Source organism: Thermus sp. (assembly GCF_039793865.1).
Lineage (GTDB): Bacteria > Deinococcota > Deinococci > Deinococcales > Thermaceae > Thermus.
In genome coordinates this window covers 44102-57069 of record NZ_JBAMMI010000085.1, presented here as the reverse complement: position 1 = coordinate 57069, position 12968 = coordinate 44102, and the positions used below count along the sequence as shown (strand labels likewise).

At 68.8% G+C, this 12968-nt stretch carries 20 protein-coding genes and 1 pseudogene; 14 read left to right on the top strand and 7 right to left on the bottom strand.

What is annotated here, in order from left to right:
* Positions 1 to 21: 21 nt before the first annotated feature.
* Positions 22 to 267 (top strand): annotated as a pseudogene (locus ABJK26_RS08005) (hypothetical protein); the annotation flags it as partial.
* A gap of 189 nt (positions 268 to 456) precedes the next feature.
* On the opposite strand, the gene hemB reads toward ABJK26_RS08005, so the two are convergent.
* Positions 457 to 1437, bottom strand: a complete 981-nt coding sequence (hemB, locus tag ABJK26_RS08000) for a porphobilinogen synthase (RefSeq protein WP_347241754.1) — start codon at positions 1435 to 1437, stop codon at positions 457 to 459.
* Positions 1438 to 1466: 29 nt separating this feature from the next.
* Between hemB and ABJK26_RS07995 the strand changes: the two genes are divergently transcribed.
* The 6 genes from ABJK26_RS07995 to ABJK26_RS07970 are packed head-to-tail and all read left to right on the top strand — an operon-like array spanning position 1467 to position 3774.
* A complete protein-coding gene (locus tag ABJK26_RS07995; RefSeq protein ID WP_347241753.1) occupies positions 1467 to 1784 on the top strand; it encodes a YbaB/EbfC family nucleoid-associated protein in 318 nt (105 codons plus the stop codon).
* Positions 1785 to 2369: a recombination mediator RecR gene (recR, locus tag ABJK26_RS07990; RefSeq protein ID WP_347241752.1), complete on the top strand. Its 585-nt coding sequence runs from the start codon at positions 1785 to 1787 to the stop codon at positions 2367 to 2369.
* A gap of 37 nt (positions 2370 to 2406) precedes the next feature.
* Positions 2407 to 2835: a hypothetical protein gene (locus tag ABJK26_RS07985; RefSeq protein WP_347241751.1), complete on the top strand. Its 429-nt coding sequence runs from the start codon at positions 2407 to 2409 to the stop codon at positions 2833 to 2835.
* On the top strand, positions 2823 to 3152 hold the full coding sequence (locus ABJK26_RS07980) for a roadblock/LC7 domain-containing protein (protein ID WP_347241750.1): 330 nt from the start codon (positions 2823 to 2825) through the stop codon (positions 3150 to 3152). The genes ABJK26_RS07985 and ABJK26_RS07980 overlap by 13 nt, the downstream gene beginning before the upstream one ends.
* An 11-nt stretch (positions 3153 to 3163) precedes the next feature.
* Positions 3164 to 3511 carry a roadblock/LC7 domain-containing protein gene (locus tag ABJK26_RS07975; RefSeq protein ID WP_347241774.1) on the top strand — a complete coding sequence of 116 codons (348 nt, stop codon included), beginning with the start codon at positions 3164 to 3166 and terminating at the stop codon, positions 3509 to 3511.
* The gene (locus ABJK26_RS07970) at positions 3508 to 3774 is read left to right on the top strand and encodes a DUF3467 domain-containing protein (protein ID WP_347241749.1); all 267 of its coding nucleotides are present in this window, start codon (positions 3508 to 3510) and stop codon (positions 3772 to 3774) included. Before ABJK26_RS07975 ends, ABJK26_RS07970 begins: the two co-directional genes overlap by 4 nt.
* A gap of 11 nt (positions 3775 to 3785) precedes the next feature.
* Here the strand turns inward: ABJK26_RS07970 and ABJK26_RS07965 are convergent, their stop codons facing one another.
* Positions 3786 to 5591, bottom strand: a complete 1806-nt coding sequence (locus ABJK26_RS07965) for a S9 family peptidase (protein ID WP_347241748.1) — start codon at positions 5589 to 5591, stop codon at positions 3786 to 3788.
* Between the two features lie 65 nt (positions 5592 to 5656).
* Between ABJK26_RS07965 and ABJK26_RS07960 the strand changes: the two genes are divergently transcribed.
* Genes ABJK26_RS07960 through ABJK26_RS07945 form a run of 4 tightly spaced genes read left to right on the top strand, consistent with a single transcriptional unit; the run spans position 5657 to position 7904 of the window.
* The gene (locus tag ABJK26_RS07960; RefSeq protein WP_347241747.1) at positions 5657 to 6385 is read left to right on the top strand and encodes a Nif3-like dinuclear metal center hexameric protein; all 729 of its coding nucleotides are present in this window, start codon (positions 5657 to 5659) and stop codon (positions 6383 to 6385) included.
* Positions 6385 to 6984 (top strand): dTMP kinase, encoded by a 600-nt coding sequence (tmk, locus tag ABJK26_RS07955; RefSeq protein WP_347241746.1) that lies wholly within the window; start codon positions 6385 to 6387, stop codon positions 6982 to 6984. The genes ABJK26_RS07960 and tmk overlap by 1 nt, the downstream gene beginning before the upstream one ends.
* A gap of 7 nt (positions 6985 to 6991) precedes the next feature.
* Positions 6992 to 7447, top strand: a complete 456-nt coding sequence (locus ABJK26_RS07950; RefSeq protein WP_347241745.1) for a DUF192 domain-containing protein — start codon at positions 6992 to 6994, stop codon at positions 7445 to 7447.
* Positions 7448 to 7451: 4 nt separating this feature from the next.
* Entirely contained in the window at positions 7452 to 7904 is a 453-nt protein-coding gene (locus ABJK26_RS07945) for a DUF192 domain-containing protein (RefSeq protein ID WP_347241744.1), read from the top strand.
* Positions 7905 to 8017: 113 nt separating this feature from the next.
* Here the strand turns inward: ABJK26_RS07945 and ABJK26_RS07940 are convergent, their stop codons facing one another.
* Positions 8018 to 8239 (bottom strand): FmdB family transcriptional regulator, encoded by a 222-nt coding sequence (locus ABJK26_RS07940; RefSeq protein WP_347241743.1) that lies wholly within the window; start codon positions 8237 to 8239, stop codon positions 8018 to 8020.
* Positions 8240 to 8313: 74 nt separating this feature from the next.
* On the opposite strand from ABJK26_RS07940, the gene ABJK26_RS07935 reads away from it, so the two are divergent.
* Positions 8314 to 8862 (top strand): 5-formyltetrahydrofolate cyclo-ligase, encoded by a 549-nt coding sequence (locus ABJK26_RS07935; RefSeq protein ID WP_347241742.1) that lies wholly within the window; start codon positions 8314 to 8316, stop codon positions 8860 to 8862.
* A 46-nt stretch (positions 8863 to 8908) separates the two neighbouring features.
* Here ABJK26_RS07935 and ABJK26_RS07930 read toward each other — a convergent pair whose 3' ends face one another.
* The 3 genes from ABJK26_RS07930 to ABJK26_RS07920 form a co-directional block, all read right to left on the bottom strand.
* Positions 8909 to 10294: an S-layer homology domain-containing protein gene (locus tag ABJK26_RS07930; RefSeq protein WP_347241741.1), complete on the bottom strand. Its 1386-nt coding sequence runs from the start codon at positions 10292 to 10294 to the stop codon at positions 8909 to 8911.
* 71 nt (positions 10295 to 10365) lie between these two features.
* On the bottom strand, positions 10366 to 10893 hold the full coding sequence (locus ABJK26_RS07925) for an adenine phosphoribosyltransferase (protein WP_347241740.1): 528 nt from the start codon (positions 10891 to 10893) through the stop codon (positions 10366 to 10368).
* 9 nt (positions 10894 to 10902) lie between these two features.
* Positions 10903 to 11439: a phosphoribosyltransferase family protein gene (locus ABJK26_RS07920; RefSeq protein WP_347241739.1), complete on the bottom strand. Its 537-nt coding sequence runs from the start codon at positions 11437 to 11439 to the stop codon at positions 10903 to 10905.
* 22 nt (positions 11440 to 11461) lie between these two features.
* Here ABJK26_RS07920 and ABJK26_RS07915 point away from each other — a divergent pair, with 22 nt between their 5' ends.
* Entirely contained in the window at positions 11462 to 11890 is a 429-nt protein-coding gene (locus ABJK26_RS07915; RefSeq protein WP_347241738.1) for a bifunctional nuclease family protein, read from the top strand.
* Between the two features lie 3 nt (positions 11891 to 11893).
* Positions 11894 to 12658 carry a metallophosphoesterase gene (locus tag ABJK26_RS07910; RefSeq protein WP_347241737.1) on the top strand — a complete coding sequence of 255 codons (765 nt, stop codon included), beginning with the start codon at positions 11894 to 11896 and terminating at the stop codon, positions 12656 to 12658.
* Here the strand turns inward: ABJK26_RS07910 and ABJK26_RS07905 are convergent.
* On the bottom strand, positions 12639 to 12962 hold the full coding sequence (locus ABJK26_RS07905; protein ID WP_347241736.1) for a histidine triad nucleotide-binding protein: 324 nt from the start codon (positions 12960 to 12962) through the stop codon (positions 12639 to 12641). The two genes, ABJK26_RS07910 and ABJK26_RS07905, sit on opposite strands and share 20 nt — an antisense overlap.
* Positions 12963 to 12968: the final 6 nt, after the last annotated feature.

Sequence of the window (12968 nt, the reverse complement as noted above, 5' to 3'; positions counted from 1 at the left end):
CGGGGAGCAAGGTCCACCGGGTGGCCGGGGGTGGGTTCGCCGGGCTTCGGCTTCGTGGAGGCGTCCATGGCCCTCGAGACCATCAGCGCCGTGATGAACGCCGCCGTGCTCCTCGGCACCATGCTGGGCGGAGCCCCAGAGGGGCGGATCGGCGCCCCAGCGGTCTTCGTCCTGGCCGGGGCCGGGGTGGCCTTGGCCTCCGGCCACACCCTCTTAAGGGGAGGCGTGCCCGCCCCTAGGCAAGCCCCCAGGACCACCCAGGCCTGAGCCCCCCACGCTCCCAAAGAGCCGTACGACCCGGCTTTGGGGCGGAGGATTCGCGCCAAAGGGGTACGACCCCCGGTCAGGGGCGAGCTAAGTGCCCGCGCGTTGGCTTCGCAACATGGGATACCCGAGCTGAGGCTATGGGAAAACGCTTTTGGGGCCCCCACCGCGGCTTTTGCCGCGGTGGGGTACTTAGGCCTCCTTCAGCCAGCGGGCGGCCTCGAGGGCGTAGTAGGTGAGGATCCCCTGGGCCCCGGCGCGGCGGAGGGCAAAGAGGCTTTCCAGCACGGCCCGCCTTTCGTCCAGCCAGCCTTTCAGGGCCGCGGCCTTCAGCATGGCGTACTCCCCGGAGACCTGGTAGGCGAAGAGGGGCTTGGCGAAGCGCCCCTTCAGGGCGGAAAGCACGTCCAGGTAGGGGAGGGCGGGCTTCACCATGAGCATGTCCGCCCCCTCCAGGTCGTCCAAGGCCGCCTCCCTCAGGGCGTCCCACAGGCCCGCCCGGGGGTCCATCTGGTAGCCGGAGCGGTCGCCGAAGCCCGGGGCACTCTGGGCCGCCTCCCGGAAGGGCCCATAGAAGGCGGAGGCGTACTTCACGGCGTAGGAGAGGATGGGCACGTGGGCGAAGCCTCCCCGGTCCAAGGCCTCCCGGATGGCCTTGACCTGCCCGTCCATCATGGCGCTTGGGGCCACCACGTCCGCCCCCGCCTGGGCCTGGGAGAGGGCGGTCTTGGCGAGGAGGTCCAGGGTGGCGTCGTTGTCCACGTAGAAGCCCAGAGGGCCTTCCCTCACCACCCCGCAGTGGCCGTGGTCCGTGTACTCGCAAAGGCAGGTGTCGGCCATGACCAGAAGCTCGGGAAACTCCTGTTTTAGAAGCCTTAGGGCCCGCTGCACCACCCCGTCCTCGGCGTAGGCCCCCTGGCCCAGGGGGTCCTTGGCCTCCTGTGGCAGGACGCCAAAGAGGATCACGCCTCCAAGGCCCGCCCTCAGGGCCTCCTCCCCCGCTCGGGGAAGCTCGGCGAGGGGGTAGCGGAAGACCCCGGGCATGGAGGAAACCTCCTCCTTCTCCCCGCCCTCCTTCACGAAGAGGGGGAGAACGAGGTGCCTGGGGGAGAGCTCCACCTCGGCCACCAGGGGGCGGAGAAGGGGCGAGCGAAGCCTTCTTGGGCGCTCCATGCCTCCACTATACTCATGGGGGAGGGAGCATGAACCTGCAGAAGCTCTTGAAGGAAGCCCAGAAGGCCCAGAAGAAGGCCGCCGAGGTCCAAGAGCGGCTGGAGCGAATGACCGTGGTGGGCTCGGCCCAGGGCCTGGTGGAGGTGGAGGCGAACGGCCACGGCAAGATCCTCGCCCTGAGGCTTAAGCCCGAGGCCCTGAAGGCCTTCCAGGAAGACCTCGAGGGCCTCGAGGACCTCCTTTTGGTGGCCATCCAGGACGCCCAGAGGAAGGCCCACGAGCTCTCGGAAAAGGAGATGGCCCGGGAGCTCGGGGGCGTGGGGGACATGCTGGGGAAGCTCCTTTAGATGCGCTACCCGGAAAGCCTCCTCAAGCTCACCCGGGCCCTCTCCCGCCTGCCCGGCGTCGGCCCCAAGACCGCCCAGAAGCTGGCCCTCTTCCTGGCCTTCCACCGGGAGGAGGCCGAGGAGCTGGGGGCGGCCTTGGCGGGCCTGGAGGGCCTGGGGGTCTGCCGCGAGTGCGGCAACCTGGCCGAGGGGGAGCTCTGCCCCATCTGCCGGGACGAGGACCGGGACCGCTCCCTCCTCGCCGTGGTGGAGAGCGTGGCCGACCTGTACGCCCTGGAGCGGAGCGGGGAGTTCCGGGGCCTCTACCACGTCCTGGGAGGGGCCCTGAACCCCTTGGAGGGCATCGGCCCCAAGGAGCTCAACCTGGAGGGCCTCTTCCGGCGGCTTAAAGGCGTGGAGGAGGTGGTCCTCGCCACCTCCATGACCGTGGAGGGGGAGGCCACCGCCCTCTTCCTCGCCGAGGAGCTGAAGAAGCGGGGGGTGCGGGTGACCCGGCCCGCCTACGGCCTCCCCGTGGGGGGGAGCCTGGAGTACGCCGACGAGGTGACCCTGGGCCGGGCCCTGGAGGGGAGGAAGCCCCTCTGAAGCCATCCGGCCCGGGAAGGGCGCGCTTTCAGCGAAGATGAGACGTCCCGAAAGCCCTACCGAAACCCTCTTGCAGGACCTCCTGGACCGGGTGGACGGGGCTTTCGCCGCCGCCATCGGCACCCTGGAGGGCCTCTTGGTGGAAGGGGTCGGCCGGAGACGGGTGGACCTGGAGGCAGCCGTGGCCGAGCACGCCGCCCTCCTGCGCCAGGCCCGGGCCGCCTACGCGGGAAGCCTAGGCACCCCCAGGGTAGAGGAGCTTCTGGTGGGGGGGCATCCCGTGGTAGGCTATGCCCGAATGGTGCGCGCTGGCTCCACATCCCGGGAGGGTTGGGCCTTTAGGCAAGGGTCTTCGGACCTCTTCCTCCTCCTTCTTCTAGAGGCCGAGGGCAACCTCGGCCAGGCGCGGTGGCAAACGGCCAAGGCCAGGGAAAGGCTTTGGGAGGTGGCGGGATGGCTTACCTAGAAAGCCTGGCCCCCCTAGGGGTGCGGCGGGCGGTCCTCACGGGGCTGGACGGCCTGGTGATTGAGGCCCTGGGCCGGGGCGCCCCCCCCGCCGAGGTCCTGGCGGCGGAGCTCGCCTCCCTGGTGCGCCACATGGCCCCTCTGGCCGAGGCCCTCTCGGGGGACGTGCGCCGCTTCACCCTGGCCACGGACCAGCAGGAGGTGCTGGCCCTGAGGGTGGGGGAGTACATCCTGGGGGCAGTGATCGAACGGGGCATGGACCGCAAGGCCATCGGCCAGGAGCTTTCCCGCATCGCCCTAAAGGTGCAGGGCCTCTAGGAGGAGAGATGGTGGAGGAAGCCCTCAAGGAACTCAAGGCCACCCGGGGAGTGCGGGTGGCGGCCCTGCTCAGCGAGGACGGCTTTGTGGTGGAGGAGGTTCGCGAGGAGGGGGCTCCGGAGCCCGGCCTCCTCTCCGCCCGGGCCGCCACCGCCTTGGGCACGGCCCAGGCCCTGGCCCAGGGCTTGGGCCAGGAAGACCTGGAAGAGGTCATGATAGAGTACCCAGAAGGGGCGCTGCTTTTGGCGCCCCTTCCTGGGCATCACCTTCTCCTTTTCCTGGACGGGGTGAAAAGCCTAGGCCGGGCACGGCTCACCCTAAAAAGGGTGTTGCCCAAGCTAGAGGAGGCCCTTAAATGAGCGAACTCAAGTTGGACATCCAGATAGACAAGGACACCGCCCTAGGCCGCTACACCAACCTGGCCCTCATCGCCCACACCAAGAACGAGTTCATCCTGGACTTCGCCCTGCTCCAGCCCCAGGGCGGGGCCATGGTGGTGAGCCGGGTCATCACCAGCCCCCAGCACGCCAAGGCCCTCCTAAGGAGCCTGGCGGAAAACGTGGCCCGCTACGAGGAGACCTTCGGCCCCATCCCCGAGCCCGTGGCGGAGAACCAGGCCTAGGCCCCCCGGCCCTACAGGTTTTCCCGCCACCAGTCCAGGTAGGCCCTAAGCCGGGCGATCCTTCGGTCCGGCCGGCCCGAGCGGGAAAGCTCGTGCCCCTCCTCCGGCACCCGGAAGAAGCGGGTCCGCACCCCGAGGTGGAGGAGGGCCGTGTACCAGGTCTCCCCCTGGTCTATGGGACAGCGGTGGTCGGCCTCCGAGTGGACCACGAGGGTGGGGGTCCGGACCCGGTGGACGAAGCGGAGGGGGCTCTTCTCCCAGAGCACCTCGGGCCTTTCCCAGGGCCTGGCCCCAAGCTCCAGGTAGGTGAACCGGGGGCCGATGTCGCTCGCCCCGAAGAAGCTCAGCCAGTTGCAGATGCTCCGGTCGGTGACCGCCGCCCGGAAGCGCTCGGGGTGGCGGGCCGTGAGCCAGTTCGTCATGTACCCCCCGTAGCTTCCCCCCGCCACCCCCACCCGCTTAGGGTCCAGGGGAAAGTGGGCGAGCACGTGGTCCAGGAAGCCCAGGAGGTCCCGCTCGTCCCGCTCCCCCCACTCTCCCTCCAGGAGGGCGAAGTCCTGGCCGTAGCCCGTGGAGCCCCGGGGGTTGGAGAAGGCCACGGCGTAGCCCGCCCGGAGGAAGAGCTGGAACTCCAGCATGGGGGCCTCGCCGAAGGCGGTGTGGGGCCCCCCGTGGATGTAGAGGATCACCGGGTGGGGCCCCTCCCCCTCGGGCAGAAGGACCCACCCCGGGACCTCGTGCCCCTCGGGGCTTGTCCACTCGGTGTAGAGGGGCTCGGCCAGGTCCAAGACCCCGGCGTTGGGGTCAAAGGTGCCCAAGGGGCCCTCGAGGCGGGCCGGGCGGGTGAGGCCCTCCTTGAGGAGGAAGAGCCCCCGCTCCGTGAGGGCGAAGGCGAGAACGCTTCCCTCCTCGGTGAGGGCCTCCACCCTCCCCTCCAGGTCCACCCGGTAAAGCCTCGCCCTCCCGGCCTCGGTGCGCACCACGTAGACCCCGTCCCCGCCCCACTTGGGGCCTTGGGCGTGCTGGCCAAAGCGGAGGTCGGAGTTCAGGGAGTTCCCTAGGCTCCCCTCCAGGAGCACCCGGGCCTCGCCCCCCTTGAGGTGGTAAAGCCTCGCCTCCGTCCCCCCGCCCCGCTCAAAGGCGTGCCCCAGGAAGAAGAGGCCCTCTGGGCTCCACTCCAGGCCGAAGATGGGGCCCACACCCCCGTAGACCCTCTCCAAGCGCCCCTCCCGGAGGAGGTAGAGGGCATCCCGACCCTCCATCTGGGCCTCGAGGTCCTCGGGCATCACCAAATAAAGGCCCTCGGGGGCGTAAACCATTTCCTTGGGGGCGGGGTAGCGGTCCAGGAGGAGACGGGGCCTCCCCTTCTCCAAGGCGTAAAGGGCCACGTTTCCCTCGGGGAGGAGGCCTCGCCCGTCAAACTTGAAAGGCCAGCCCTCAAAGACGCGGGGCGCCCCGGGCCTTGGGGCCTCCTTCAGCGCCAGGAAGACCACCTCGCCCCCCGGGCCCAGGGCGTAGTCCAGCACCCCGGCCGTCTCCGTGAGCCTTTCCGCCTCGCCCCCCCGAAGGTCCAGGCGGAAAAGCTCTTCTCCCTCCCCCACCTTGCGCAGGAAGTAAACGTACGGGTGGGCGTAGCGGGGCCTTCTCGCCCCCTCCTGGGTGAGGAAGCGCAGGCTCCCGTCAAAAAGGGCCAGGCGGGAACGGTAGCGGGGAGGGTCCCCCTCCTGGATCTCGGTGAGGAGGAAAAGGGGGAAGCCCTCGGGGCCGGGGACGAGATCCGAAAGGAAGCGGAGCTTCAGCAAGACCTCGGGCTCCATGCCCCCATGATACTGACCGGTCATTCGCGCACCGGGGCGCCGGGGCCCTGGGGTAAGCTTGTCCCATGGACCGGGACGAGCTGGTGCGGTATCTGGACGCCTACCTTAGGCTCCAGGCCTTCCCAGAGGACCCCTCCCTAAACGGCCTCCAGGTGGAGGGGAGGCGGGCGGTGCGCAAGGTGGGGGCGGCGGTGGACGCCGGGGAGGCCATCTTCCGGAGGGCCCTGGAGGAGGGGGTGGACTTCCTCCTGGTGCACCACGGCCTCTTCTGGGGGAAGCCCTTTCCCCTCGTGGGCCACCACAAGCGCCGCCTGGACCTCCTCTTCCAGGGGGGCATCAACCTTTACGCCGCCCACCTCCCCCTGGACGCCCACGAGGAGGTGGGGAACAACTTCGTCCTGGCCCGGGACCTGGGCCTGGTGGACCTCGAGCCCTGGGACGTGGGGGTGAAAGGGCGCTTTCCCATCCCCACCCCCCTCCTCCAGGTGGCGGACCGCCTGGGCCAGCTCACGGGGATGCAGCCCCTGGTGCACCAGGGAGGCCCGGACCACGTGGAGACCGTCATCCTGGTCTCGGGGGCGGGGGTAAGCCTCCTCCCCAAGGTGGACGCCGACCTCTTCATCACCGGGGAGCCCAAGCACAGCGTCTTCCACGAGACCTTTGAGCGGGGGCTCAACGTCATCTACGCCGGCCACTACGACACGGAGACCTTCGGGGTGAAGGCCCTCGCCGCCCACCTCGAGGCCCGCTTCGGCCTCCCCTGGGTCTTCCTGGACCACCCCACGGGGCTTTGATGAAGGGGGTCTTCCTCACCCTCGAGGGCCTGGACGGGAGCGGCAAGTCCACCCAAGCCCGCCTCCTCGCCCGCTTCCTGAAGGCAAGGGGCCTCCGGGTCCGCCTCACCCACGAGCCCGGAGGGGGCATAGGGGAGGTCCGGACCCTCCTCGCCCAGGACCTTTCCCCCGAGGCCGAGTACCTCCTCCTCAGCGCCGACCGGGCCGAACACGTGCGCAAAGCGATCCTCCCCGCCCTGGAGGAGGGGGCCTGGGTGGTCTCGGACCGCTACCTGGACTCCAGCCTCGCCTACCAGGGCTTCGGGCGCGGGCTTCCCCTTTCCTGGCTGAAAGAGGTGGCCGAGCGGGCCACCCTGGGCCTAAAGCCCCGCCTCACCTTCCTCCTGGACCTTCCCCCGGAGGAGGCCCTGAGGCGCCTGGAGGGAAGGGCCAAGGACCGCTTTGAGGAGGAGGGGCTGGCCTTCTTCCGGAGGGTGCGGGAGGGCTACCTCGCCCTCGCCCGGTCCGAGCCCGAGCGTTTCGTAGTCCTGGACGCCACGAGGAGCCTCGAGGCGGTGCAGGGGGAAATCCAAGCCCGCCTGAGGGCCCTCCTGCCATAATGGGCCTATGCGCCTCCTTGTCCTCCTCGCCCTCCTTGGCCTTCTCGCCCTGGCCCAGGGGCTCACCTTCCCCCGGAGCACCCTCTACGTGGAGGGAAACGGCAAGCGCTACCCCCTCAAGGTGGAGGTGGCGGACACCCCTGAGCGCCAGGCCCAGGGCCTCATGTTCCGGAAAAGCCTAGGAGAGGACGAGGGCATGGTCTTCCTCTTCCCCACCCCCACCGCGGGAGGGTTTTGGATGAAGAACACCCTCATCCCCCTTTCCATCGCCTTCTTCAACCGAGAAGGGATCGTCCTCCGCATCCTGGACATGGCCCCCTGCAGGGCCGACCCCTGTCCCGTCTACTACCCCGGGGTGGTCTACCAGGGGGCCCTCGAGGTGAACCAGGGCTGGTTCCGGAGGCGCGGCCTCAGCGAGGGCGCCCGGGTGGGGGGCGAGGCCCTGAGGCTCTGGCCCAGGTAGTGGAGTGGAGCGAAACCCCCTCTTCCCCCTCGCCGCCTTCCTCCTCCTTATCCTCCTCTCGGTCTTCTCCCTTCTCGGCTACCTCCTGGCCTTCCGCAGGCTCCCGCCCCCTCCCCCCACCACCCCCATCCGGGTGGAGACCCCGGAAGGCACCAAGGTCCTGAAGGGCCGCCTGGCCCGCACCCCCGAGGCCTGGGCTCGGGGGCTCGGCCTACGGCAAGAGCCCCTCGAGGCCCTCCTCTACCTCTTCCCCGAGGCCACCGACGCCCCCTTCACCACCCAGGGGTACCGCTTCGGGGTGGTGGTGGCCTTCCTGGACGGGGAAGGCCGGGTGCTCCGGGTGGCCCACCTGAGGCCGGGGGAAACCTACGCCCCCGGCACCGCCTACCGGGGAGCCTTGGAAGTGCGGGAGGGGCTCCTTACCTTCGCCCCTGGGGACCGGGTGCGCTGGCCCTAGGTCGGCTTGCGCCGGCCTGAAGTGGCCTTATACCCTTTTGGCGTGAAGCCTTAGAGCCCTTTGGGACCCCTTTTCCGGGTTTCCATGCCGGCTTGCGCCAGCATGGGGTGGTATTACTCCTTGCTCTCCTCGCCCCCGGACTTGCCCTCGCCGTCCTTCTTGGCGTAATCCTTCACGTGCCAGCCCGACCCCTTGAAGATGATGGCGGGCGGGGTGATGACCCTTTTAAGGGGCTCTCCCGTCTCGGGATGGGCCGCAAGGGGCTCGTCGTGGAAGCCCTGCTCAAACTCGTAGTAGTTGCCCGTCTGCAAGCCCTTGTAGACGTAGACCGGCATACCCTACCCTCCTAGACCCATTTTGACACTCCAATAGCTTGAGTGTCAAGGCGGGGACGTAGTACCCTCCCCCCGTGGACAAGCCTGCCCTGCGCCGCCTCGCCCTGCGGGTCTGGCGCACCCTGGACCGGGAAACCCTCTCCCGCCAAGTCCTCTCGGCCCTCCTCCCCTGGCTTCGGGAACGGGGCTTCCGTCACATCCTCCTCTACCACCCCCTCCCCCACGAGCTGGACCTCACCCCCCTGGTGGAGGCCTACCCCGTCCGCTACTACCTCCCCAAGGTGGCCGGGGAGGGCCTAAGCGTCCACCCCTGGGGCCCCTTGGCGCCAGGGCCCTTCGGCCTTAAGGAGCCCACCACCGAGGCCGTGGACCCTGGGGTCTTGGAGCTCATCGTGGTCCCGGGCCTCGCCTTTGACCGGGAAGGCTTCCGGCTGGGCCACGGCAAGGGGTACTACGACCGCTTCCTCTTTGGAGTGAGGGCCCTCTCCCTGGGGGTGGTGCCCGAGGCCCTCCTCCTGCCTCGCCTTCCCCGGGACCCCTGGGATATTCCCGTGGCCTTCCTGGCCACGGAAAGGGGGGTACGGCGGTCGGATGCCCAGGGCCCGGGATCCGAGGGGTGCTAAACTCCCTCCATGCGGGGTGCTCTCCTGGACCGGGAGTTTATGCCCTTTACCAAAGGGCACTTGGGAGGTGAATCCGCTGCAGCTTGTCCTCCATCACCGTCAGGAGGCGATCTTTGTCCTCCAGGGCCAAGCCCTTGGGTCGGCTCAAGGGGAGTTCCGCCAAGAGCACCTTGTCCACCGGGCGGACCGGGATGGGGTTCCGCTCCTCCAAACCCCCTTCGTCCCAAGCGCTGAAAGCGATGTCCTCCCCGGCGTTGAGGTCGACCCGGTACAGGCGGGCACTTCCCGGTTGGGCCTCGAGGACCAGCAGGTTCTTGGGATCGGGCCAGGCCACCCCCGCCACCTCGGCCTCAGGACCGTCCAAAAGGTAAGCGTACTCTGCGTACAGGCCCACGGGGTTGCTCAGAAGAAGCACCAGGCGCACCACCCGGCTTGGGCAATCGCAAAGAGGCCGGGCATTCACCAGCAAGAGGTAGTTGCCCGAGGGGTCCAGGGCCAAATGCCCCTCACCCATTCGGCGGAGCACCGGAGGAAGGACCTCTTTGCCCCCGCCCGCCCCTAGGGGAACATACCGGTTCTTGCCGTCCTCCAGGACACCCCCTTGCAAACGCCAGGGAGGCAACGCCACCCCGGCCCCCGCGGGCCCCGCCTCCTTGGCCTCACCTGCGGCCCACAGCCAGGCCTTCTCACCCACCACCCAAACCTGCCCCCGGGCCATACCCACCCAGCTGGCGGGCAGGTCCAAGGGCTCCTTGGCCACCGCTGGGGCAAGGGTGCCCGGGGACTGCCTGGGTGGCGAGGGAGGGGAAGGCTGGGCTTCCTGGGTCTTAGGTCCAAGCTTGCCCAACCCCTCCAGCAAGGACCTCAAGGCAGCCAGGACCCGGGCCATCTGGTAGCGGTTGACCGGGGCCTCGAGGCCAAAAGAGCCGTCCGGGTTCAGGTCCATAAGCCCCGCCCCCACCACCCGGCGCACCGCCGGGGCTGCCCAGTGAACCTCGGACACGTCCCAGGGCAACAGGGCTTCCCTGGCCACCCCCAGCCGCTCCAAGATGCGCGCAAGCACCGCGGCCAAGGCAGCCCGGTTCAAGGGCTCCTGCCCCCGAAAGGTCCCGTCGGGGTAACCGGTAACAAGCCCCCAGGCCACGGCCAAGGATAGGGGCTCCAGGGCCCAATGCCCGGGGGGCACGTCCTTAAAGGCCACCGGCTTGCCCTCCACCCCGAGATCCTTCAGCACCCGCCCCAAAACAGTCCCCAGCTGGTAGCGGTTCAAGACCTCATGCCCGCGAAAGGTTCCGTCGGGATACCCCTGAATCCACCCGGCCCGCACCACCGCCTCCACCTGCTCCGTGAGAGGGCCTTGGGGCACATCGGAGAAGGCAGCCCAAGCCAGACCGCCCAAAACCGAAAAGGCCAACAACCCGATGCCTTTCATGCAACCCCCTTCCCCAAAATACCCCTGGGGGCCGGAAAGCATCCAGCCCCCAGCACACCCCCACAACGTTTCTAAAGCACCGGGAGCTCGGCCACGGTAGCCACTTCCAAGGAGGGGTTTCCCTGCCTAAAGGCGGCGATCCGCCCCACCACGTGCCCTCCCGCCCGGACCACCATCCTCTCCATGGCCTTCATGGTCTCCCCGCTCGCCACCACATCGGAAACCAGGGTCACCTTCTGGTTGAGGAGCTTCTCGGCGAAGCGGCGGTCCAGCCAGAGCACCTCTCCCACCCCCAGGGTCAGGGTCTGGACCTCCTGGATGATGGGGTCTTCCATGTAGGGACGGCGGCGCCTCCTGGCCACCACGTAGGGCAGGCCCAACGCCTCCGCCAGCACGTGGGTGAGGGGAATGGGGCTCGTCTCGGTGGTGAAGAGGATCTCGGTATCCGAAGGCACCAGGGGCTTCAAGGCCAAAGCGGCGGCCCGGGTGAGCTCTGGGTCCCCTAGGAACTCCACCAAGGGAATGCGCCTTCCCGGTAAGGGCTCAATCAGGGGCACGTGCCGGGTGATGCCGCCGATGGCGATGGGGTAGGTTTCCATAGCCTCCTCCTATTCCGGCTTGAAAAGGGGAAGATGGCCCAGGGCGATGACGTCCTGGCGAGGGGTACCCTCGGTGAAGACGGCGAGCACCGCCACCACCTCTCCCCCCACGCTCTCGATGAGTTCCCTGAGGCCCGCCAGGGTGGAGCCCGTGGAGACCACGTCGTCCACGATGGCCACCTTTTTACCCCGGATGAGGGAAACGTCCGCCCCGTCCAGCACCAAGAGCTGGGGCTTCCCCGTGGTGATGGAGAGCACCTGGCGGCTTACGGGGTTGATCATGTAGGGCTTCTCCGTCTTGCGGGCCACCACGTAGGGCTTGCCCGTGATGCGGGAAAGGGCGTGGGCCAGGGGCACGGCCTTGACCTCCGGGGTGACCAGGGTTTCCGCCTCCGGGGGCAAGCGTTTGGCTAGCTCCTCCGCCGCCGCCTCGGTGAGCTCGGTGTCGCCCAAGAGGTTCAAAAGGGCCACGGCCACATCCGGCCCCACCTGGACAATGGGAAGCTCCCGCTTGACCCCAGCGATCTCCACAGGGTAGGTCCTCACGGGCCCAGTCTATACTGAAGGCATGCTGAGCGCCAAGATTGAAACCCTGGGCGTGGACCCCCAAAACGGCAGCGTGGTGGTCCTGCTCAGGACGGAGAACGATAAGCTTTTACCCATCGTCATCGGTCCCCTCGAGGCCCACCACATCGTGGTGGCCCTGCAAGGGGAAAAGCCCCCAAGGCCCCTCACGCCGGACCTTCTCCTCTCGGTGATGGAGATGCTCCAGGCGAAGCTGAAGCGGGTGGAGATCATAGACCTCCGGGACGGCACCTTCTACGCCCGCCTCATCCTGGAGCACCGGGGGATTGAGCTGGAGGTGGACGCCCGCCCCTCCGACGCCATGGCCCTGGCCTTAAGGGCGGGGGCGCCCATCCTGGTGGCGGAGGAGGTGGTGGAGAAGGCGGGGGTAGAGGAGGCGAGCCTCAAGCCCCACGGGGCCGCGGAAGCCTAGACCTTGCGCCGGTTTCTCCCCTTTCTCCTCCTCTTCTCCCTGGCCCTGGGCCAGCGGCTTGCGGTCCTGGGAGACTGGGGGGCGAACACCTGGGGGCGGGCCCAGGTGGCGGCCCTCCTCCAAAGGGAGCACGCCCATAGCCCCCTCACGGCCCTCCTCACCGCCGGGGACAACTTCTACCCTAGGGGCGCCGTGGTGGAGGCCTTCCTGAAGGAGCTTCCCCCCGTTCCCCTCTACCCCGCCTTCGGCAACCACGACGCCCCAAGCCTTAGGGCGCAGCTCAAGCGCTTCGGGCTGGAGAGGCCCTACTACCGGGTCCGGTTCGGGGGCCTCGAGGCCTTCGTCCTCTACACGGAAGGCGACCTCAAGGCCCAGCGGGCCTGGCTGGAGGAGGCCCTCCAAAGCTCCACCGCTCCCCTGAAAGCCCTCCTCCTCCACCGCCCCCTCTACTCCTCGGGGCTCCACGGGGGAAGCCCCGCCTTAAGGAGCCTCCTGGAGCCCCTCCTCCGGCGGCACGGGGTGGCCCTGGTCCTCGCGGGCCACGACCACCACTACGAGCGCCTGGAGGTGGGCCCCACCACCCACTTGGTGGTGGGGGGCGGGGGCGCGGGGCTCTACCCCACCCGGCCGCCCCTCCCCTGGAGCCGGGCCCTGGCCGTGGCCCACCACGCCCTCTTCCTGGAGGTGGGGCGGGAGGGCCTTTTGGGCTACGCCCTGGACCCCGCGGGGAGGGTCTTGGACCGCTTCCTCATCCCCAGCCCCCCATGACGTGCACGTGCACGTGGAAGACCTCCTGCCCCCCCTTTTCCCCCACGTTCACCTGGACGCGGTAGCCCTCGAGGCCCAGGTGCCGCGCCACCCGGCCCACGGTGCGGAAAAGGGCCCCGAGCTTCCCCTCCCCCTCCTCGGTGTCGGGGTAGTCGGAGAGCTTCTCCACGTGCTCCTTGGGCACCACCAGGACGTGCACCGGGGCCTTGGGCCTTATATCGTGGAAGGCCACGAAGGCCTCGTCCTCGTAGACCTTCTTGGAGGGGAGCTCCCCGGCGATGATGCGGCAGAACACGCACCCCATGGAAGG

Excerpts from the sequence above, each read along its gene's own strand:
- hemB (WP_347241754.1), bottom strand. The coding sequence starts at position 1,437 with ATGGAGCGCCCAAGAAGGCTTCGCTCGCCCCTTCTCCGCCCCCTGGTG.
- ABJK26_RS07995 (WP_347241753.1), top strand. The coding sequence starts at position 1,467 with ATGAACCTGCAGAAGCTCTTGAAGGAAGCCCAGAAGGCCCAGAAGAAG.
- recR (WP_347241752.1), top strand. The coding sequence starts at position 1,785 with ATGCGCTACCCGGAAAGCCTCCTCAAGCTCACCCGGGCCCTCTCCCGC.
- ABJK26_RS07985 (WP_347241751.1), top strand. The coding sequence starts at position 2,407 with ATGAGACGTCCCGAAAGCCCTACCGAAACCCTCTTGCAGGACCTCCTG.
- ABJK26_RS07980 (WP_347241750.1), top strand. The coding sequence starts at position 2,823 with ATGGCTTACCTAGAAAGCCTGGCCCCCCTAGGGGTGCGGCGGGCGGTC.
- ABJK26_RS07970 (WP_347241749.1), top strand. The coding sequence starts at position 3,508 with ATGAGCGAACTCAAGTTGGACATCCAGATAGACAAGGACACCGCCCTA.
- ABJK26_RS07965 (WP_347241748.1), bottom strand. The coding sequence starts at position 5,591 with ATGGAGCCCGAGGTCTTGCTGAAGCTCCGCTTCCTTTCGGATCTCGTC.
- ABJK26_RS07960 (WP_347241747.1), top strand. The coding sequence starts at position 5,657 with ATGGACCGGGACGAGCTGGTGCGGTATCTGGACGCCTACCTTAGGCTC.
- tmk (WP_347241746.1), top strand. The coding sequence starts at position 6,385 with ATGAAGGGGGTCTTCCTCACCCTCGAGGGCCTGGACGGGAGCGGCAAG.
- ABJK26_RS07950 (WP_347241745.1), top strand. The coding sequence starts at position 6,992 with ATGCGCCTCCTTGTCCTCCTCGCCCTCCTTGGCCTTCTCGCCCTGGCC.
- ABJK26_RS07940 (WP_347241743.1), bottom strand. The coding sequence starts at position 8,239 with ATGCCGGTCTACGTCTACAAGGGCTTGCAGACGGGCAACTACTACGAG.
- ABJK26_RS07930 (WP_347241741.1), bottom strand. The coding sequence starts at position 10,294 with ATGAAAGGCATCGGGTTGTTGGCCTTTTCGGTTTTGGGCGGTCTGGCT.
- ABJK26_RS07925 (WP_347241740.1), bottom strand. The coding sequence starts at position 10,893 with ATGGAAACCTACCCCATCGCCATCGGCGGCATCACCCGGCACGTGCCC.
- ABJK26_RS07915 (WP_347241738.1), top strand. The coding sequence starts at position 11,462 with ATGCTGAGCGCCAAGATTGAAACCCTGGGCGTGGACCCCCAAAACGGC.
- ABJK26_RS07905 (WP_347241736.1), bottom strand. The coding sequence starts at position 12,962 with ATGGGGTGCGTGTTCTGCCGCATCATCGCCGGGGAGCTCCCCTCCAAG.